At 63.2% G+C, this 18,963-nt stretch carries 12 protein-coding genes and 1 pseudogene; 7 read left to right on the forward strand and 6 right to left on the reverse strand.

Annotated elements, in window-relative coordinates; translation table 11 throughout:
* Positions 1-123 precede the first annotated feature (123 nt).
* From ACG873_RS16845 to ACG873_RS16860, 4 genes and pseudogenes are all read left to right on the forward strand, one after another.
* Positions 124-1,526 (forward strand): annotated as a pseudogene (locus ACG873_RS16845) (acetyl-CoA C-acetyltransferase).
* Positions 1,526-3,631, forward strand: coding sequence for a 3-hydroxyacyl-CoA dehydrogenase NAD-binding domain-containing protein (locus tag ACG873_RS16850; protein WP_394893566.1), 2,106 nt, complete (start codon positions 1,526-1,528; stop codon positions 3,629-3,631). Before ACG873_RS16845 ends, ACG873_RS16850 begins: the two are co-directional and overlap by 1 nt.
* Positions 3,628-4,656 (forward strand): hypothetical protein, encoded by a 1,029-nt coding sequence (locus ACG873_RS16855; RefSeq protein ID WP_394893223.1) that lies wholly within the window; start codon positions 3,628-3,630, stop codon positions 4,654-4,656. The genes ACG873_RS16850 and ACG873_RS16855 overlap by 4 nt, the downstream gene beginning before the upstream one ends.
* Positions 4,571-5,497, forward strand: a complete 927-nt coding sequence (locus ACG873_RS16860) for an acetyl-CoA hydrolase/transferase C-terminal domain-containing protein (protein ID WP_394893225.1) — start codon at positions 4,571-4,573, stop codon at positions 5,495-5,497. Before ACG873_RS16855 ends, ACG873_RS16860 begins: the two co-directional genes overlap by 86 nt.
* A gap of 48 nt (positions 5,498-5,545) precedes the next feature.
* Here the strand turns inward: ACG873_RS16860 and ACG873_RS16865 are convergent, their stop codons facing one another.
* Positions 5,546-7,831, reverse strand: coding sequence for an acyl-CoA dehydrogenase (locus tag ACG873_RS16865; protein WP_394893568.1), 2,286 nt, complete (start codon positions 7,829-7,831; stop codon positions 5,546-5,548).
* A gap of 386 nt (positions 7,832-8,217) precedes the next feature.
* Here ACG873_RS16865 and ACG873_RS16870 point away from each other — a divergent pair, with 386 nt between their 5' ends.
* The 3 genes from ACG873_RS16870 to ACG873_RS16880 are packed head-to-tail and all read left to right on the forward strand — an operon-like array spanning position 8,218 to position 11,565.
* Entirely contained in the window at positions 8,218-9,702 is a 1,485-nt protein-coding gene (locus tag ACG873_RS16870; RefSeq protein ID WP_394893226.1) for a lipopolysaccharide biosynthesis protein, read from the forward strand.
* A 52-nt stretch (positions 9,703-9,754) separates the two neighbouring features.
* Complete coding sequence (locus ACG873_RS16875) at positions 9,755-10,759, forward strand: polysaccharide pyruvyl transferase family protein (protein ID WP_394893228.1); 1,005 nt, start codon at positions 9,755-9,757, stop codon at positions 10,757-10,759.
* Positions 10,756-11,565 carry a galactosyl transferase gene (locus tag ACG873_RS16880; RefSeq protein WP_394893230.1) on the forward strand — a complete coding sequence of 270 codons (810 nt, stop codon included), beginning with the start codon at positions 10,756-10,758 and terminating at the stop codon, positions 11,563-11,565. The genes ACG873_RS16875 and ACG873_RS16880 overlap by 4 nt, the downstream gene beginning before the upstream one ends.
* Before the next feature lie 80 nt (positions 11,566-11,645).
* On the opposite strand, the gene ACG873_RS16885 is transcribed toward ACG873_RS16880, so the two are convergent.
* The 5 genes from ACG873_RS16885 to ACG873_RS16905 all read right to left on the reverse strand — a co-directional run bounded on the left by ACG873_RS16885 (position 11,646) and on the right by ACG873_RS16905 (position 18,817).
* Entirely contained in the window at positions 11,646-14,420 is a 2,775-nt protein-coding gene (locus ACG873_RS16885; protein WP_394893231.1) for a glycoside hydrolase family 2 protein, read from the reverse strand.
* Between the two features lie 146 nt (positions 14,421-14,566).
* Positions 14,567-15,886 (reverse strand): extracellular solute-binding protein, encoded by a 1,320-nt coding sequence (locus ACG873_RS16890; RefSeq protein WP_394893233.1) that lies wholly within the window; start codon positions 15,884-15,886, stop codon positions 14,567-14,569.
* Positions 15,887-15,958: 72 nt separating this feature from the next.
* Positions 15,959-16,807 carry a carbohydrate ABC transporter permease gene (locus tag ACG873_RS16895; protein ID WP_394893235.1) on the reverse strand — a complete coding sequence of 283 codons (849 nt, stop codon included), beginning with the start codon at positions 16,805-16,807 and terminating at the stop codon, positions 15,959-15,961.
* Between the two features lie 4 nt (positions 16,808-16,811).
* Complete coding sequence (locus tag ACG873_RS16900; RefSeq protein ID WP_394893237.1) at positions 16,812-17,729, reverse strand: carbohydrate ABC transporter permease; 918 nt, start codon at positions 17,727-17,729, stop codon at positions 16,812-16,814.
* Positions 17,726-18,817: an ABC transporter ATP-binding protein gene (locus ACG873_RS16905; protein WP_394893239.1), complete on the reverse strand. Its 1,092-nt coding sequence runs from the start codon at positions 18,815-18,817 to the stop codon at positions 17,726-17,728. The genes ACG873_RS16900 and ACG873_RS16905 overlap by 4 nt, the downstream gene beginning before the upstream one ends.
* Positions 18,818-18,963: the final 146 nt, after the last annotated feature.

Here is an 18,963-nt window from a genome sequence, read left to right on the forward strand (position 1 = left end):
TGAAGCGGAACCGATCCGCAGCTTTAACCGTTGGATGCGAGGCATTGTGGAAGGGCATGATCTTTCATCTCCAAGAGAGAAAATTCGGTTCGACATCCCGCCAATGAATAAGGGAGCGATGCGATGGCCCAAGCGCCGAAGTCCGGAGCGAAGGCGAAGCGCCCGGCTCGCGCGCCGAAGGCGACTGCAGCCAGGAAAACAGCCGCCGCCGGATCGCTAGCCGCCAGCCGGGTCGCGCCGAGTTCCGGCCGTCCCGTCTATCTGGTGGACGGCGCACGGACGCCTTTCCTCCGCGCGCGTAACAAACCCGGACCGTTCACGCCGGTCGATCTGGCGGTCCAATGCGGCCGGCCGCTTCTCACGCGCCAGCCCTTTTCTCCAGACGAATTCGACACCGTGATCCTCGGCTGCGTCAATGTGATCGCCGATGAGATGAATCCCGCGCGTGTGGCAGCGCTGAGGCTCGGCATGGGTGAGGCAATTACGGCTTTCACCGTCCAGATCAACTGCGGCTCGGGCATGCAGTCGATCGATACCGCCTTCCGGACGATCGAAGCCGGCAAGGCCGATCTCATTCTCGCCGGCGGGACGGAAGCGCTTTCTCACGCACCGCTGGTGCTTCGCCAGGAAGCCGTCGAATGGTTCGGCCGCTTCGCAACGGCGAAAACCCCTGGGACAAAACCGCCGCGCTGGCGGGTTTGCGGCCGGAGATGGCAAAGCCCGTGATCGGGCTGGAACGCGGGCTCACCGATCCGATCACCGAACTCAATATGGGCCAAACGGCGGAAGTAATCGGCCACCTCTTCGGCATCACGCGCGAGGCCGCCGATGCCTACGCCCTGGAAAGCCATCAGCGTCTGGCGCGCGCGCAGAACAATGGTTTTCTCGACGGCGAGGTCATCCCGGCGGTAGCCCACAATGGGGTGCTCTACGACCACGACGATGGAGTGCGGCCGGACACCTCGATGGACAAGCTCGCGAATTTGAGCCCGGTTTTTGAAAAGCCTTACGGCAACGTCACCGCCGGTAATTCCTCCCAGATCACCGACGGCGGGTGCTGGGTCGTTGTCGCGTCGGAAGAGGCGGTGAAAAAGCACAAGCTCACACCACTTGCCCGCATTGTCGACAGCGAATGGTCGGCGCTCGATCCCTCGATCATGGGACTTGCCCCGACATTGTGCTCGACTGAAATCATGAAACGCCGGGATCTCGCCCGCAAGGACATTGATCTCTGGGAACTCAACGAAGCCTTCGCCGCTCAGGTGCTCGCCTGTCTCGCCGCATGGGAGGATAATGAATATTGCCGCGACCTGCTCGGCCTCGACGGTATCTTCGGGCGCATCGACCGCGACCGGCTCAATGTCGACGGAGGGGCGATCAGCCTCGGCCATCCCGTCGGCACAAGCGGAAACCGCCTCGTGCTTCACCTCGTCAACGCCATGCGCCGGCTCGGGCTCAAGCGCGGCATTGCCACGGAATGCATCGGCGGCGGGCAAGGCGGCGCGATGCTTCTGGAGGTTGCATGATGCCGGTTACAAAGGCCTCCGCCTGGAAAACGCTCGCTCCCCGCAACATGGAACTGGGACCGCAGGACGCCCTGAAGGTTTTCACGCACTCGCGGCTGAGCAAGGGATCGGACGATATCGCCTGGCTTGTGCTCGACAGGGCCAACGAAAGCGCGAACACGCTATCGGAGGCAGTGATGGCCGAACTCGACACGGCGCTTGGCGATGTCGAGCGCATGGGCGCCAAGGGCCTCGTCATCCGCTCGGCCAAGAAGGGCGGCTTCATCGCCGGCGCGGACATCCGCGACTTCAAGGGCGCGACCGAGGCGGGCGAGGTCGAGACGCGCATGAAGCGGTCGCACGAGATCGTCGACCGGCTAGCGGCGCTCAGCATCCCGACGGTGGTGGTCATCCACGGGCATTGCCTCGGCGGTGGGCTCGAAATCGCGCTCGCCTGCAAATACCGGATCGCCCTCGGCGATGCGAAGCTGGGCTTTCCCGAGATCAGGCTTGGCCTGCATCCGGGGCTCGGCGGGACGTTCCGGCTGACGGCGCTGATCGATCCCGTCGAGGCGATGACGATGATGCTGACGGGAAGGACCGCGCATGCGAAGAAGGCGAAAGCGCTCGGTCTCGTCGACGCGGTTGTCGAGGAGCGCCATGTCGAAAACGCCGTGCGAGCGGCCGTGGCCGGCAAGATGAAGACGGAACGCGGCAACTGGAAATCGGGCATATTCGGCCTCTCGCCGGCGCGCCAGTTCGCCGCCCGCCAGATGCGGACTGAGGCCGAGAAACACGCGCCGAAGAAGCATTATCCAGCGCCCTACCGCCTCATCGATCTCTGGGAGGAGCATGGCGGCGACACCAAAGCGATGCAAAGCGCCGAGATCACCTCATTCTCGGAACTGCTCGCCAGCGAGACCGCGCAGAATCTCGTCCGTATCTTCTTCCTGCGCGAGAAGCTGAAGGGCTTTGCCAAGGGCGAAATCGGCGTCCGGCATGTCCACGTCATCGGCTCGGGCACGATGGGCGGCTATATCGCGGCCTGGTGCGCCTCGCATGGACTGCGTGTCACGCTTGCCGACCTCGACCGCAACGCCATCGCCAAGGCGATTGGCCGCGCCGCTGCGCTCTACGACCAGAAGCTTCATTCGGGCATCGAGCGGCGCGACGCGCTCGACCGCCTGATCCCCGATTTCGAAGGCTCGGGGGTCGCCAGGGCGGATCTCGTCATCGAGGCGGTTGCGGAGAATGCGGCCGTCAAGCGCAAAGTGTTTGACGCGATCGCACCGAAAATGAAGAAGGACGCGATTCTCGCCACCAACACGTCGAGCATTCCGCTTGAGGTGCTGCGCGAAGGCTTGGCTTTTCCGGATCGGCTGATTGGCCTTCATTTCTTCAATCCGGTTGCCAGGATGGAGCTTGTCGAGGTCGTCGCTCACGACAAAGCGAGCCAAAAAACACTCGACAGGGCGCATGCCTTCTGCGGCTCGATTGAGCGGCTGCCTGCCGCCGTGAAAAGCGCACCCGGCTTCCTCGTCAACCGTGCCTTGACGCCTTATCTGACCGAAGCCTTCGTCATGCTCGACGAAGGAACGCCCAAAGAGACGATCGACCGCGCGGCGGAGGATTTCGGCATGCCGATGGGGCCGATCGAACTCGCAGACCGCGTCGGGCTGGACATTGGCCTGGAGGTCGTCCGGATGCTCAAGGACAAGCTCGACGACCCCATCCCCGAGATTCCGGCGTGGCTCGCCAAAAAGGTCGAAAGCGGCGAAACCGGCCGAAAGGCGGGCAACGGCCTCTACGCCTATGACGACAAGGGCAAGCCGAAAAAGGCGTCCGACTCCCCGACCCCCGTCCCGGAAATGTCGGACCGCCTCGTTCTGCCCATGCTTAACACCTGCGTACGCTGCCTGCGCGAGGGCATCGTCGAGGACGAAGACACGCTCGACGGCGCGATGATATTTGCGACCGGCTTCGCACCGTTCCGCGGCGGGCCGATGCATTATGCGCGCAGCCGCGGCGCGGCGGACATCCTGGGGACGCTAAGGCGGCTCGAACAGCAGCACGGACCGCGGTTTACCCCCGATAAGGGCTGGGAGGGACTGGGCGGAAAAACGTGACGGGCAAGCCGGACCAGCACCAACAGGCTGAAAGCGTCGCCGACCGCATCATCGAGCGCCTTGGCGGGCGCATTGTGCTCGCGCTTCCGCTCGGGCTAGGCAAGGCCAATCTCGTCGCCAATGCATTGTTTGAGCGGGCGGTCGAGGACAGGGCGATCGATCTCGATATCTTCACCGCGCTGACGTTGGAGAAACCTTCCTGGTCGAGCGACATGGAGCGCCGCTTCGTCGAACCGCTGAACGAGCGGCTGTATTCGGGCTACCCAGGTCTCGCCTATGCCAAGGCGCTGCGCGACGGCTCGCTGCCAGAAAATATCCGCGTCAGCGAGTTCTTTTTCGTCGCCGGGCGCTGGCTCTCGATCGAGATCGCCCAGCAGAACTATGTCTCGGCCAATTACACCCATGCCGGCCGCTACGTGCTTGACCGCGGCGTAAACGTGGTCGCACAGCTTGTGGCAAAACGCGGTGACGGCGCCGACGCCAAGTACAACCTGTCCGGCAACTCCGACATCACCCTCGATATTCTGCCGGTGCTTAAGGCCCGGCGGAAACCGATCCTGCTTGTGGGCGAAGTGAGTTCGCAATTGCCCTTCATGCCCGGCGAGGCGGTGCTGCCGGCCAGCGAATTCGATCTCATGCTCGACGGACCCGACCGCGACCGGCCGCTCTTCGTCGTGCCGCGGGAGCCGGTATCGGCGGCCGATCACGCCATCGGCATCCACGCGGCAAGTCTGGTGAAGGACGGCGGAACGCTGCAGATAGGCATCGGCTCGCTGGGTGACGCGCTGACGGCTGCCCTGATCCTGCGGCAGCGGCGGTCCGAGCTTTTTTGCCGACGCACTGCATCGCCTCTCGCCACGCAATCAGGCCGTAACGCGGGAGACGGGAACCTTCGAAACCGGCCTCTACGCCGCCAGCGAGATGTTCGTCGACGGTTTCATGGACCTTTACCGGGAAGGCATTCTCAAGCGCCGCGCCTCCGATGGGGCGATCCTCCATTCCGGCTTCTTCGTTGGCAGCAATAGGTTCTACGATTTTCTCCGCAGCCTGCCCGAAGAGGAGCTTGCGCTCTTCCGGATGCGCGGCATTTCCTTCGTCAACGAGCTTTACGGCGAGGAGGAAAGAAAGCGCGCCGATCGCGTGAACGCGCGTTTCGTCAACAATGCGATGATGGTTACGCTCTTGGGAGCAACGGTGTCGGATGCACTTGCCGACGGCCGCGTCGTCTCCGGCGTCGGCGGGCAGTATAATTTCGTCGCCCAGGCTTTCGCGCTCGAAGGCGCGCGCTCCATCATCACGCTCAACGCGACGCGCCGAGCGCGCGGACGGCGTGAATCGCGCCTCATCTGGTCATACGGACACACCACGCTGCCGCGGCACCTGCGCGACATCGTCGTGACCGAATACGGCGTTGCCGATCTGCGCGGCAAATCCGACCGGGACTGCATCGCCGCCATGCTTGCAATCGCCGACTCGGCCTTTCAGGAAGAATTGCTCGACGCGGCGAAATCCATCGGCAAGATCGAGAAGAACTATGCCATTCCGCCGGACTTTCGCGACAATACGCCGGAGCGCATAGCCGAAGCGCTCGCTCCGCTGCGCAAGGAAGGCTGGTGCGCCGAGTTTCCATTTGCCTCGGAGTTTACGGAAGAGGAACAGCGCTTGATTCCGGCGCTGCGGCATCTGAAGCAGACAAATGCGTCCGGACCATCGCTTGCGCGTGCGGTCCTTGCGTCGCTGGCCGAAGCGCGGCCTGATGACAAGGAGCGCGCAGCGCTTGGGAGGATGCAACTCGCAGCTCCCGCAAGCCTGCGCGAACGGCTCTATGCAAAACTGCTTCTTTGGGCGCTCAGGCACGGCGATTAATTTGCCCGACCGTATTGATGAACGAAGTGTTTTTCGACGCCCTCGCCTCTATTCCGCAGCCTCGGAGCGCGCGGAGCGCTTGTCGCGCGCCGCCTTTTTCCGTCGATGCTGCGCCGCAATCGGCGATACCTCTTCCACGGGAAAGGCGTCGACGGCCACAACGCGTTCCGCGGCGGCCTTGGCTTCGGCAAGCTGCTTGAACTCCGCCGCGCTGATGACGCCCTTGTCGCGGGCGTCCTTCGGGTCTCGCACATGCTCCTCGCGCATCTTCTTTTCGATGTGTGCGGCGGCGGTGACAAGCCTGAAAGCCTGCTCGAGATCCTTCAGCGGGTGCTCCTTGTGTCCGTCGCCGAGATAGATGTCCGGCGTCAGCCGGTCGCGCTGGGGCGTATCCTTCATCAGCGTTTCAGCCACCTCGTTCGTCAGTTTGTCGGACGGCATCGGAGCGGGAATGCCCACGGGAAAGGCGAGCAGCCTGACAAGCAAAGCCGCCCAGCGCGCCGGCAAATTGTCGAGCACGCCGGCGAAGGCGGCCGCGATGCGGCCCAGGCCCTGGCGCATCACATAGTCGACGATCGGCCGGTCTTCCTCATGCCGTCCCTCCGTCTCGAAGCGCTTCAGAACCGCGCCGAGCAGGTAGAGTTCCGACAGGATGTCGCCCAGTCTGGCCGAGATCATCTCCTTGCGCTTGAGTGCGCCGCCCAGCGTCAGCAACGAGAAATCGGCGAGCAGTGCGAAGGCCGCGACATACCGCGAGAGCTGTTTCCAATAGCCAGGCATCGCCGCCCCATCCGGAGCCGGCCCGACCCGCCCGCCGGACCAGCCACGCACAAAGGCCCGCCCAGCGGTGGCGAAGGCATGCCCGACGTGGGGCCAAAATACCTGGTCAAACGTGTCCAGGCCCTTCTTCTCGTCCTCGTCGGCCAGCGCCAGCATTTCCTCCAGCATGTAAGGATGCGAGCGGACCGCCCCCTGCCCGAATATCATCAGGTTGCGCGTGAGGATGTTGGCGCCCTCGACCGTGATACCGATCGGAGCCGACCTGTATTGACTGCCGAGATAATTCTTCGGGCCGTCGATGATCGACTTGCCGCCGTGAATGTCCATCGCCTTCTCGACCGACTGGCGCATGCGTTCGGTGGCGTGGAACTTCATGATTGCCGAAATTACCGATGGCCTGTGCCCTTCGTCCAGAGCGGCAATGGTGAGCCGTCTTGCGGCGTCGATCAGATAGACATTGGCGGCAAGGTCGGCGAGCGGCTTCCGGATGCCCTCGAACATGCCGATCGGCACGTCGAACTGCGTCCTGACCCGCGCGTAGGCTCCGGTGGCGCGCGCGCATATGGCGGCGGCCGCCGCCGACTGCGAGGGCAGCGAAATGCCGCGGCCGGCGGCAAGCGCCGTCATCAGCATCTTCCAGCCCTCGCCGATCTGCTTCTCGCCGCCCAGAATCCGATCGAGCGGCACAAACACATCCTTCCCGTAAAGCGGCCCGTTCTGGAAATGGGTGAATTGCGGAATGTGTCGTTCGCCATACGTCACGCCCGGCGTCGACGTCGGCAGAAGTGCAACTGTGATGCCGAGTTCCTCCCCCCGGCCCAGATGATTTTCCGGGTCGTACATCTTGAAAGCGAGGCCAGTCACGGTGGCGATCGGGCCAAGCGTGATGTAACGCTTGTGGAAGTTGAGCCTGACGCCCAGAACCTTCTCGCCCTCCCACTCGCCATATTCGACGATGCCCGTGTCGGTCATGGCTGCCGCATCCGAGCCGGCATCCGGCGAGGTGAGAGCAAAACAAGGGATCTCGCGTCCATCGGCGAGCCTTGGCAGCCAGTAATCCCGCTGCTCGTCGGTGCCGAAATGCATCAGCAATTCACCGGGACCCAGCGAATTCGGCACCATCACCGTCACGCCGGCCACCACGCTGCAGGAGGAGACGGTGCGGACGACTTCCGAATGCGCGGTATTGGAAAAACCGAGCCCGCCATATTTCTTCGGGATGATCATGCCGAAGAATTTCTTCTCGCGCAGGAAGTCCCAGACCTCGCGAGGCAGGTCGCGGTCCTGCCAATTGATCTTCCAGTCGTCGACCATGGCGCAGAGTTCGCGCACCGGCCCGTCCATGAAGGCCTGCTCCTCGGTGGACAGCTTGGCGGGCGGCATGGCGAGAAGCTTGTTCCAGTCGGGATTGCCGGTGAAAAGCTCGCCGTCCCACCACACCGTGCCCGCATCGATGGCGTCCCGCTCGGTCTCGGAGATCGGCGGCACGACGCGTGAGGCCCATTTGAAGATCGGCCTGGTGATGGAGTCGCGGCGGAAAGTGCGCAGGCTCATCGGAAAACGCCTCCCGTTCCTCATGCCCATAATAGCTGGAATGCCGCGTATCGCGATCAGTTCCGGCCTGCGACTTCGCGTTTCGGAACGCTTCCGCTGGCGCTGACGAAAGAACCTGAAATCAACCGTGATCACGCCCCTATTGCAGTGCAGCATAGGCGCAATTAAATTGCGGCGGCTTCGGTCAGCGGCATGATCGGCAAGCACCATCAGCTGAGTGCGAGGATTCCGGACGTGCGGATTGCCCGCCGCGATCAGTTCCGATTGGAGTACGGTTTGGCACTGGCGGACATCGATTTCATGAACGTCGATTTGAGGAAGCCGTTCTCCCGGCGGTCTCGTCCGTGGGGGCACGTAGCCCGAAACGTCATGGCAAATTTCGTAGTATGACCAGCATCACCGGGCGACTGATCAAGGGAAGCATGTGGCTGAGCCTGTCCCGGGCGATCGTGAACGTGCTGGCGACGTTGAGCACGTTCGTGCTGGCGTGGTATCTGGCGCCATCCGATTTCGGCCTTGTCGCACTAGCCACGACCATGCTTTTGATCGTCGAGACGGTCACCCAGCTTTCGCTCTCCGAAGCGCTTATTCGTCATCACGCGCCCGACAAATCGCATTTCAGCGCCGCCTGGACACTCAACGCCGCGCGCGGATTGCTTCTCTGCGCCTTGTTTGCGGCCTGCGCTTATCCGGCGTCGGTGCTGTTCGAAGAACCAAGACTGTACGGCGTCATGCTGGCGCTGGGCTTCAGCATACTATTGGGCGGCTTGACCAATCCGCGGCGGATCATGTTCCAGCGCGACCTGATCTTCTGGCAGGAATTCGTTCTCGCCGTCTCGCAGAAATTTACGGGTTTCGTCGCCGCAGTGGCGATCGCAATGATCTACCAAAGCTACTGGGCGCTGGTGATCGGGACGCTCGTGAGCCAGGCTACAAACGTCATCGTCTCCTATCTCGTGCTGCCGTTCCGGCCGAGAATCACCTTCCAGCACATGCGGGAATTCTTTTCCTTTTCCGCGTGGCTGACGGCCGGCCAGATCGTCAACACGCTCAACTGGCGTTTCGATTATCTGCTGGTCGGCAAGATGCTCGGCGCGCCGGCGCTCGGCTACTATTCGGTCGGCAGCAATCTGGCCATGATGCCGACCCGCGAAGCGACCATGCCGCTCACCCAGACGATCTACCCCGGCTTCTCCAGCATACGCGACGATCCCCCGCGCCTCGCCGCCGCCTATCAGCGCGCGCAGGCGCTGATAGCCGCGGTTGCGCTTCCCGCCGGCATCGGGGTCGCGGTGATAGCCGATCCGCTGGTCAGGCTGGCGCTGGGGGAGAAATGGCTGCCGGTGATCTTCATCATCCAGGCGCTCGCCTCGGTCTACGCGCTCCAGACGCTGGGTTCGCTTGTGCAGCCTCTCGGCATGGCCAAGGGCGAGACGCGGCTGTTGTTCATCCGCGACACACAGATGCTGTTCGTCCGGGTTCCGATCATAATCGCGGGCCTGATGCTCGCCGGGCTTCCGGGGGTTATCATCGGCCGCGTGTTTACCGGACTGCTCGGCGCGCTCGTCAATATGATCCTTGTGCGCCGCCTTATCGGCGTCACGGTGCTGAAGCAATTCTTTGCGAATATGCGCTCGCTCACAAGCGTCGCGGTTATGGCGGCAGGCGTGTCGCTCGCCCAGCGATTTCTGCCTCACACGGCAGACCACGCCATGCTCGCGCTGCATCTTGCGGGCCTCGTTTCGCTGGGCGGACTTTTGTACTGCGGGTCGAGCCTGCTGCTCTGGATATCGATGAAGCGACCGGCCGGCCCCGAGACCGAGGTCCTCCAGATCCTGGGCAAAATCCTGTCGAAAGTTCGCCCCGCCTGAAGATCGGCATTCGCGCCGCACACCCTTGCCACTCGGACGGAGAATATAACGGATGACCGCAGACTCAACTCTGGTCCTGATCGCCAAATTGCAGGACATGATTCACGATTGCCTGAAGGACTGTATCTCCGCCGACGAGCCGGTGGCGATGGTCGACTTCCCGGATTACAAAAATGTCGGCGATTCCGCGATCTGGCTCGGGCAGATGGCCTATCTTTCATCGCGATTCAACAAGACCCCGTCATACATTTCGGCGCTGCAGAATCACTCCCACGACAAGCTCGACGAGGCGATGCCGTCCGGGCCGATCCTCATCACCGGAGGAGGAACGTTCGGCGACATCTGGCCGGGCCATCAGGAGCTTCGCGAGAGCATATTGGAGCGTTGGCCGGGCCGTCTCGTGATGCAGCTTCCGCAATCCATTCACTACAAGTCGCAAGAGGGCGCCGACCGGATGGCGCGGGCAATCGCGCGCCACAAGAATTTCGTACTGCTCGTGCGCGACGAGGAATCCAGAGAGTTCGCGCAGACGCATTTCGATTGCCAGGTGCGGCTCTGTCCGGACATGGCGTTCTGCATCGGCCCGATCCGGCCGTTGTCGGCGGCACAATTCCCGGTTCTGGCCATGCTGCGCACGGACCGGGAAAAGGCGTCGAGTTACGATTTTTCCGCCTATCCCGACATTCCCGTGGAAGACTGGATCACCGAGTCGCGCACCTCCGTCCGTATCGCCAAGGCGCTCGGCGCCGCGAAGGGCGCTTCACTCGATCCCGAGCGGATCAAGGACGCCAAGCTGGACGCAGCGGCCAAGGCCAGGTTGCGGCGCGGCATCCGCCAGATCTCGCGCGGGCGCGCGATCGTCACCGATCGCCTGCACGTCCACATCTGCGCGCTGCTGCTCGGGCGGCCGCATGCCGTGCTGGACAACAGCTACGGCAAGGTAGGGCGGTTCATGACCGCGTTCTCGGGCGGAAGCGGCCTGTCTTACAAGGCGGCGTCGCTCGACGACGGAATCGCCTGGACGCGCAGCCAGGCCGGCGGAGGTGCAATTCGATGAGCCTCGTCACCTTCATCATTCCCGTCCGCCATCAGGACAATGCCCGCGACTGGGGCCTGCTCAAGGCGAACCTCGTCCAAACCATTGCCTCGATCTCGAACCAGACGAACGGCGATTGGCGGGGGATCATCGTGGCGAACGAGGGCGCCGATCTGCCCGACCTGCCGGAACGCTTCGGCGTCGTGCGCGTCGCTTTTCCGCCGAACGGCATGCACGAGCTCGGCACCGCCAGCCTCGACGAGATCTACGACGCGTTCCGCGCCGACAAGGGACGCCGCGTACTGATGGGCATGCTCAGTGCGCGCGACAGCCGCTTCTTCATGATCGTCGACGACGACGATTTCGTAAGCGCCCGTATCGTCCAGCATGTGGCGGAAAATACGGACGCGAACGGATGGACCATCGACCGCGGATATATCTGGGACGACGGCGGCAGGCTCCTGCTCGGATACGACGAGTTCAACCATCTCTGCGGAACGTCTCTGATCGTCCGGTCGGACCTATATGGCATGCCGGAACAATTCGAGGATGCCTCGCTCGACTGGATCAAGTCGATGCTGGGCAGTCATGTCCGCATTGCCGACATCCTCGCCAGGCGCGGCACGCCGCTGGCGCCGCTGCCGTTTCGCGGCGCCGTATACCGCGTCGCGCACAAAGGGTCGCACAGCAAGGCGCCGAGCCTCCTGGTCAAGTATTTCCTGAGTTGGGAGGCGATGAAGCGGCCGAGACGGCTGCTTCGCAATCTGGGCAGGCTCCGGCCGGTCGGGGAGACCGCCAAGCGTGAGTTTTTCGGCAATCCCGCCTAGCCGAGCGCTGCGAGCGGAATGAAGAACAAGCCAACCGCGCGACGTACCGCTACGAAGGCGTCACCACTGCTCTGGCGTCTCTATGGATGGTCGGAGAAGCCGCCAGCCGTTTCGAGCAGGGCCGAGAGCAACGTGGCGGCCACGGGATCCTCGCCCGGCTGATCTTGGGTCAGCCGGAAGGTGGTTGCCACCAGCCCGCCGGCGCCGAACGGACGCTCGACTATGGTGGCGGCCGGCTTGTGGAGCCAGCCCACCACGAGGCCGGCGTGAATGCGCGCGTCATACTCCCAGCGGCGGAAGCCTGTCATGACGTGATGCGGCACGACGCGGTCGAAGGAGAGATCGAGCAGCGGCCCACCCGGCAGCCGCGCGAACGCGCCGCGCCGGCGGATCCAGGAGAAGCTCGCTATCCAATCGCCGCGCCAGATCGTGCCTTCCCGCTTGTACAGTGCAATCGCAGGCTCCCGGTGGTGCGAGCCCGCGGGAATGCCTGGAATATCGTCGACGACAGGCATGAAGGGCTGCTCGCGCGGCGGCGGGTCCGACCGCAGCGTACCGTTGGTTTCCACGCTGCCGTCGGCCAGTACTAGATAGCGCGCGCCGCGACGCATCGCTTCCATGTCGTCCCTGGACAGGGAACGGACAACAACGACATCCGCTGTCTCCGGTGAGGTCACCTGAAAGCCGAGCGCGGCAAGATAATCGGCCAGGTTGCGATCTGGTGTCGCCACGCTCGGGAGGCGGTCACTGCTGTGCTTCGGGTAGAGCGCGAGGTCCACGCTGTTGCGCGACAACTCCTCGCCGCCGTCCAGCAATCGCATGTCGAGGCGGATCATCTGCGCTTCGTCCACAGCGGGCAGGGTCAAGGCGATTTCGTCCGCGTCGGCTGTCGAAAGCGGCGCGACCGGACCTATGGCAATGCTGCCCTTGAGATCGAAACCGGCAAGCGACCATTCGAGCCTGGCGCCCTCCGGAACGGCGTTGCCGCCCGAAGCAATGCGGGGTGCAAAGCGCAGGGTGTTCCCCGCCCAATGAGCACGGCGATCGAGCATGGGCACGATCACCGTGTCCGCATTGATCTCGCCGAACCGGTCATGAAAGACGCGGCGGTTGCGCTCCATGTCAAGCAGGCCGTTCGACTCCCAATGGACATCGGTGAACTCGGTGACGACATAGCCCACGATCGAGGCATGGGTACGGATCGACTCGATCTGATATTTTAGGTTTTCGAACTGGTACCACTGCGCCGCGCTGATGAAGTCGTTGAAGGAGGCAAAGACCTGATCAAGGCCGCACGCCGAAAAGCGTTGCTCGATGCCGTGCGGATAGGCGACGCCGTCGCCCCAGTTCTGGCCAGCCTCGAACCACCACGGGTCGGCGCCTTCAGCGTTGCGAAGGTCGGCTGGATTGGGCAGGCCCCAGACGCCGAATTCGGAGACGACCAAGGGCTCACGCCGGGTGCGCTCCGCATCGCCATGCGGGCTGAACGACCAGGCGGGGCGGCCGGCGAACTCTTCCGTCAGCCGGTCCCACTCCGCCCGGCGCTCCGGCACCGAGCGGTAATAGTGGAAATCGTCTACGTCGGTTTTCACATGGTAGTTGGGGATGCAGGCGGAATTGTCGACGACAAGCCGCGTCGGGTCGGCTCCCTTCAGCCAGTCGAAGGTCTTCTTGAGCCATTCACGATGATCGGGATTTTCGGTCAGCCGCGTTCCCCAATCCTCGTTGATGATCGTCCAGCAGACGATGGAGGGATGATTGAAGTCGCGCTCCAGAATGCCCTTCATCGTATTCACCAGGCGCTCGCCAGAACGCTCGGTGAATTGGGCGACGTTCGGGATTTCCGTCCAGACCAGCATGCCAAGCCGGTCGGCGGCTTCGTAGTAACGTGGATCGGGAACCTTGATATGGCAGCGCAGACAATTGAGGCCGAGTTCCTTGGCCTTGCGCAACTGGTCTTCGAGGAACTCCACCGAAGGCGGCGTGCAGATTCCTTGCGGGTAATAATCCTGGTCGAGGGCTCCGCGCAGGTAGAAAGGTTCGCCGTTCAGATAGAACCGGCCGTCGCGGGCCTCGAAGCGGCGGAAACCGAACTTGTCCGCCACGCGATCGATGACGGTGCCGTTTACGGCCAGCTCTGCGTGGCACTCGTAGAGGACCGGACTATCCGGTGACCATGGCGAGAACGAGGACACCGTCAGAACGTGTTTCGCGGTTCCCGATGCGGGCACTTCCTGTTCCGTGAGGATACTGCCACGCTGGTCGAGTATTCTCAGCCGGAGGATCGCGTTATTCGACGGTCCTGCCAGCGCAATCTCCGCTTCGACCCGACCGCTCGCAAGGTCCGGCACCAGCTTGATGCGCCGGATGTGGCGCGGGTCGCGAACTTCCAGCCGCACCGATTGCCAGATTCCGCCGAGTGGACCGTACCAGCTCTGTTTGCCGTGCGGGACTTCCGCGAAGGAGTAGCCTGGATAGAGGCCGTCGTCGGCCTTGGGCAGCGTGGCGTGGACCTCGACCCGGTTCACCTCGCGCAAGAGATGCTGCGGGATGACGATCTCGAATGGGAGATAGCCGCCCTCATGCCGGACGATCTCCTCGCCGTTCCAGTAGACTACCGCACGGTCGCTGACGGCGCCGAAGCAGAGCGCCACCTCGCGCTCACGCCACTCCGCCGGCACGTCCACCGAGCGGGTGTAGACGCCGGTGCCCGCCGCCCAGCGCAAATCATCGAACTCGGCCTGCCACGGCCCCGGCACATTCGCGGTGCGGGTCTTTCCCTTTTCACCCCAACGGAATTCCCAGGGTCCGTCGAGGGAGAGGGTAGAGCGCAGGTCGGGGGTTTCGTCGGGCATCGGCATCGCTACAGTTTGGATTGTTGGAAAAAGCCCGCCGGGGCCGGGAAAGTTTGGTTCCCGGCGGGCTGGTTGATCATCCCGGAAGCCAAGCGCCGGCTGGACGGCGCTGTGCAACCTCCCGAGAGGGCTGCGCAAACTATGCGTCAGCGCTGGGCACGGCGCAGCGCCTGTTCCACGCGCTGCTGCATGCTGGGCAGCACCTCGTCGACCGACCGGCCGGCAAGCCATATGGCGCTCAGCTCGCTCACCATGATGTCCTGAATGGTCCGTTGTCCGGGAATGGCGGGCAGCGCCCGGGCGATCTGGGACGTCTTGGCATAGTTCGAGCGCTGCGGCAGCGCCTTGAACTGCTCCGATTCCAGCACCGAGGTGCGAACGGCGAGATGTCCCGTACGCGACCAGTCGTAATTGTGCTCGTTGAGGAAGGCGAGGAACGCCAATGCTGCCTTGCGCTCCTCGTCCGGGCGACTCTGGTCGACCGGCATCACCCACAAGTGGCTATCGGCCCAAACGGCGTCCTGGCCGAACAGGTTAGGCACATTGGCGACGCGGTAGTTCTTCAACCCGCCCTGCCCGCTCTCTGCCTGGGTGGAGTAGGAATCCACTACCCAGGTTCCGTTGATGAGGATTGCGGCCTCTCCGGCCAGGAATGCCTGCTCGGCGGCGGCATAGTCGAGGGCGGAGTTGATGTGCCCCTCGCTGTAGAGGCCGGCCAGAAGATTAGCCGCAGCCCGGCCGGCGTCTGTATCGAGGCTCGCGGCCGATCCGTCGGCGGCGATCACATCCTGCCCCTGCTGCCAGACCCAGCTGTTGAAGAGGCGGACGGGCATGAATTCCGCGGCGCCCGATTCCATGGCGAAATAGTTCTTGCCGGTTTTCTCCTTCATCTGCTTGGCCTGCTGCAGGAGCTCTTCCGGGTTTTTCGGCAGCACCGGCTCGCCGTTCTGGACGACGCCCGCCTGCTCCATCAGGTCCATGTTGACGTGGAACAGCAGCGCGTGCAGGTCGAACGGCAGGCCGTAGATCGTGTCGCCGACGGTGACCGCCTCGCGAGCCGCCGGCGCGAAATCATTAGTATCCACGCCAACTTCGGCAAATCCGTCCGCAAGCGGCTCGACGAGTTTGCGCGTCGTGAAATTGGGCAGCACGCTGCGGTGCATCACCGCGACGTCGGGAATGCTGCCGGTCGAATAGGTGGCGGAAAGCTGGTCGTAGTAAGTGCCCCACTCGACGGTCTGCGTACGCACAGTAGCGCCGAGATCGTTCTCCGCGTTGAACTTGTTGGTGAGCACCTGGATAATGCCGCATTCACCCACGGCCTTATCAAGGTCGGTCACGTTCGAGTACTCGCCGGCGCAGTCGCCGAAGAAGCGCAGCAGCGTGATCTCTACGCTCTGAGCAGGGGCGACATGGCCGAGCGCCAGCACGGTGCCCGCCAAGAGGGCGGCAAGGGTATTTCGCATGGGGATCTCCTCCTGTGTTGTCCGGCTTCCGCCGGGCTTTTCTGGTGCGGCTTTCGTCGGCCGCGTTCGAACTCATCGCGTCGAGCCCATCGCCACGCCGCGAACGATGTATTGCTGGAAGATCAGGTAGATGAGGACGACCGGCACGCTGGCGAAGACGGCGGAAGCCATGATCGAACCGAGCCCTTCGGACTGAGCGAAATTGCCCTGGATCGAACCAAGGCCGACCGTCACAGTGTACATATTCGTCTCCGTGGCGGAGACGAGCGGCCACAGGAAATCGTTCCAGGCGTGCAGGAACGTGAAGAGGCCGAGCGTTGTCAGCGCCGGCAGCGACAGCGGCAGCATGATCTTCCAGAAGACCGTCAGGCGGCTCGCATTGTCGAGCTCGGCGGCCTCTTCCAGCTCGCGCGGCACGGCCTTGAAGAATTGCGTCATGAGAAAGACGCCGATCGGCACCGCCACGCGCGGCATGGTGAGCGCCACGTGGGTGTTGTGCATGCCCCAGTCCGAAAACATCGTGTGCAGCGGAATAAATACTGCCTGCTCCGGCACCATAAGCCCGGCCAGCACCAGCACGAAGACGATCCGCTTGCCCGGAAAATCGAGCCGGGCGAAGGCATAGCCTGCGAGCGAGGAGACGACGAGCGTGAGTAACGTCATCGCCGTGGCAACTATCAGGCTGTTGACGAGCCAGTTGGGCACGGTCGAGACGCGCAGCAGGTTCGCATAGTTTTCCAGAGTGAAGGGGATCGGCAGGAAACCTGCCGTCGAGCGTATCAAGACGTCGTTAGGCTTCAACGACATCACGACGATCCAGATCACCGGCACGAGCCACAGGACCGCGAAGCCGATGAGCACAAGCAGGATGACTCGATCGAACCAGCGGCTTTGTCCCTGCATTGTGGCGCCGAGGCTCATCGGTTCAATCCTCCCGCCGCCCGATATAGAGCTGCAGCATCGAGGCTAAGAACATCAGCGCGAAAAGCAGCAACGCCATTGCGGAGGCGTAACCGACCTGCCAGTCGCGGAAAGCCGTGTGATAGATGTACTGGACGAGGGTGCGCGTGCGGTCGCCGGGGCCGCCCTGGGTCATCAGCAGCGCCTGGCCGAAGACCTGGAACTGAAGCACGATCTGGAGCACCACGACGAGCATCACCGTGCGGCGGATTGCCGGCAGCGTGATTTTTGTGAGCACCGTCCAGCGCGACGCATTGTCGAGCTCGGCCGCTTCGTAAAGTTCTCCGGGAATCTGCTGCAGCCCGGCCAGGAACAGCGCCATGGGGAGGCCCACTGCCCACCAGAGCGTCGTCACCACGAGCGACGGCATGGCCCAGAACGAGTGTCCCAGGAAATCGATCGGCGCCATGCCGAGCGAGCGCAGGAAATGCGCGATCAGTCCCCGGTCGCCATTGAGCACCATCTGCCAGACCAGCGTGACGACGCTGACCGAGAAGACGCTGGATGCAAAGAAGATGCCGCGCAGGACCCCATGGATCCGGGTGCCCTGGTTGACCCCCAGGGCGAGCGCCAGCGACAGGACGGTCATGGCCGGGACCGTAAGCACCACGAAGGTGAGCGTGTTGCGGACCGTGCGCCAGAAGAGCGGGTCGTACCAGAGGTCTTCGTAGTTCAGGAAGCCGATATATTCGCGGTAGCCGCCGACGAGCTCCCAATCGTGCAGGCTGATCCAGAAGCCCTTGAAGAGCGGATAGACGAGAAAGACCAGGTAGACGAGCAGAAACGGCGCCAGGAAGAGATAAGCAGTCCAGGCATTGCTGCGGCCGGTGACGACGGAAGGCCGTTCGGCGAGAGTCGGCGCGACCGTTGTGGTGATGGTCATGAGACGCTCCTCGCAACGGCTTCGCCACGCGCGTCGAACAGGTGGGCGGACGCGGGCGTGACGGCAAGCTTGACCGTCTCGCCCAGACGCGCCGGGCAGTCACCGCCTTCTTCGGCCACAACCTGTGCCTGGCTGCTGCCGAGATCGATGTAGAGGAGCGTGGAGTTCCCGAGTTGCTCCACGACATCCACCCGACCGGCGAGTTCGCCCGAGCCGTTCGATACGAGCCTCAGATGTTCCGGGCGGATGCCGACGGTTACAGGCCCGGGCTCGATCGCTCGGCCCACCGGCACGGCAAGGGAAGCTGCGGCTCCGACATCGACCATCGCGCGGCCGGCACTCACCTCCTCCACGCGGCCTTCGAGGAAATTCATTTTCGGGCTGCCGAGGAACCCGGCAACGAACAGGTTTCTCGGGTTTCGATAAAGATCAAGGGGCGCGCCGACCTGTTCGATATGGCCCTCTCGCATGATGACGATCCGGTCGGCCATCGTCATGGCCTCCACCTGGTCATGGGTGACATAGATCATCGTCGCCCCGATGCTCTGATGGAGGCGCGCGAGTTCCGCCCGCATCTGTACGCGCAAGGCGGCATCGAGATTGGACAGCGGCTCGTCGAACAGGAACACTCTGGGCTTGCGCACGATGGCGCGCCCGATGGCGACGCGCTGACGCTGCCCGCCGGACATTTCGTGGGGCTTGCGTTTGAGGAGCGGTTCGATCCGCAGGATACGGGCCGCCTCCCCCACCCGGGTTTCAATCTCCGCCCTCGGCGTGCCGATATTGGCGAGGCCGAAGCCCATATTCTCGGCCGCCGTCATATGCGGATAGAGCGCGTAGTTCTGAAACACCATCGAGACGCCGCGATGGCGCGCAGGGGTTTCGTTGACACGCTCGCCGTCGATCAGGATCTCGCCACTGGTGATGGATTCCAGCCCCGCGATCATGCGCAGAAGTGTGGACTTGCCGCAGCCCGACGGGCCGACAAAGACGATGAACTCACCATCCTCAATGCGAAGCGAGGCGCCATGCAGCGCCTGGAAGACGCCATAGCGCTTGGTGATGTCCCTCAGCACTACGCTTGCCATCTAGCCTCCTCCCTGAGGCAATGCAGCTTCAGCTGCGTTGCTAAAATTTATTGCTTATAATATTAGCATACGTCAAGCCGAGATTCAGATATTGGAACTAGAGTGCCCGGCGCGCCGAGCAATTGTGGCCGAGGCCGTCATTCGCT

Source organism: Allomesorhizobium aridi, assembly GCF_043769475.1.
GTDB lineage: Bacteria > Pseudomonadota > Alphaproteobacteria > Rhizobiales > Rhizobiaceae > Allomesorhizobium.

Coding starts and splice junctions, on each gene's coding strand:
- ACG873_RS16865 (WP_394893568.1), bottom strand. CDS start 7,831: ATGAGCCTGCGCACTTTCCGCCGCGACTCCATCACCAGGCCGATCTTC.
- ACG873_RS16880 (WP_394893230.1), top strand. CDS start 10,756: ATGAGCCTCGTCACCTTCATCATTCCCGTCCGCCATCAGGACAATGCC.
- ACG873_RS16850 (WP_394893566.1), top strand. CDS start 1,526: ATGCCGGTTACAAAGGCCTCCGCCTGGAAAACGCTCGCTCCCCGCAAC.
- ACG873_RS16885 (WP_394893231.1), bottom strand. CDS start 14,420: ATGCCCGACGAAACCCCCGACCTGCGCTCTACCCTCTCCCTCGACGGA.
- ACG873_RS16900 (WP_394893237.1), bottom strand. CDS start 17,729: ATGACCATCACCACAACGGTCGCGCCGACTCTCGCCGAACGGCCTTCC.
- ACG873_RS16860 (WP_394893225.1), top strand. CDS start 4,571: ATGGACCTTTACCGGGAAGGCATTCTCAAGCGCCGCGCCTCCGATGGG.
- ACG873_RS16870 (WP_394893226.1), top strand. CDS start 8,218: ATGACCAGCATCACCGGGCGACTGATCAAGGGAAGCATGTGGCTGAGC.
- ACG873_RS16890 (WP_394893233.1), bottom strand. CDS start 15,886: ATGCGAAATACCCTTGCCGCCCTCTTGGCGGGCACCGTGCTGGCGCTC.
- ACG873_RS16895 (WP_394893235.1), bottom strand. CDS start 16,807: ATGAGCCTCGGCGCCACAATGCAGGGACAAAGCCGCTGGTTCGATCGA.
- ACG873_RS16905 (WP_394893239.1), bottom strand. CDS start 18,817: ATGGCAAGCGTAGTGCTGAGGGACATCACCAAGCGCTATGGCGTCTTC.
- ACG873_RS16875 (WP_394893228.1), top strand. CDS start 9,755: ATGACCGCAGACTCAACTCTGGTCCTGATCGCCAAATTGCAGGACATG.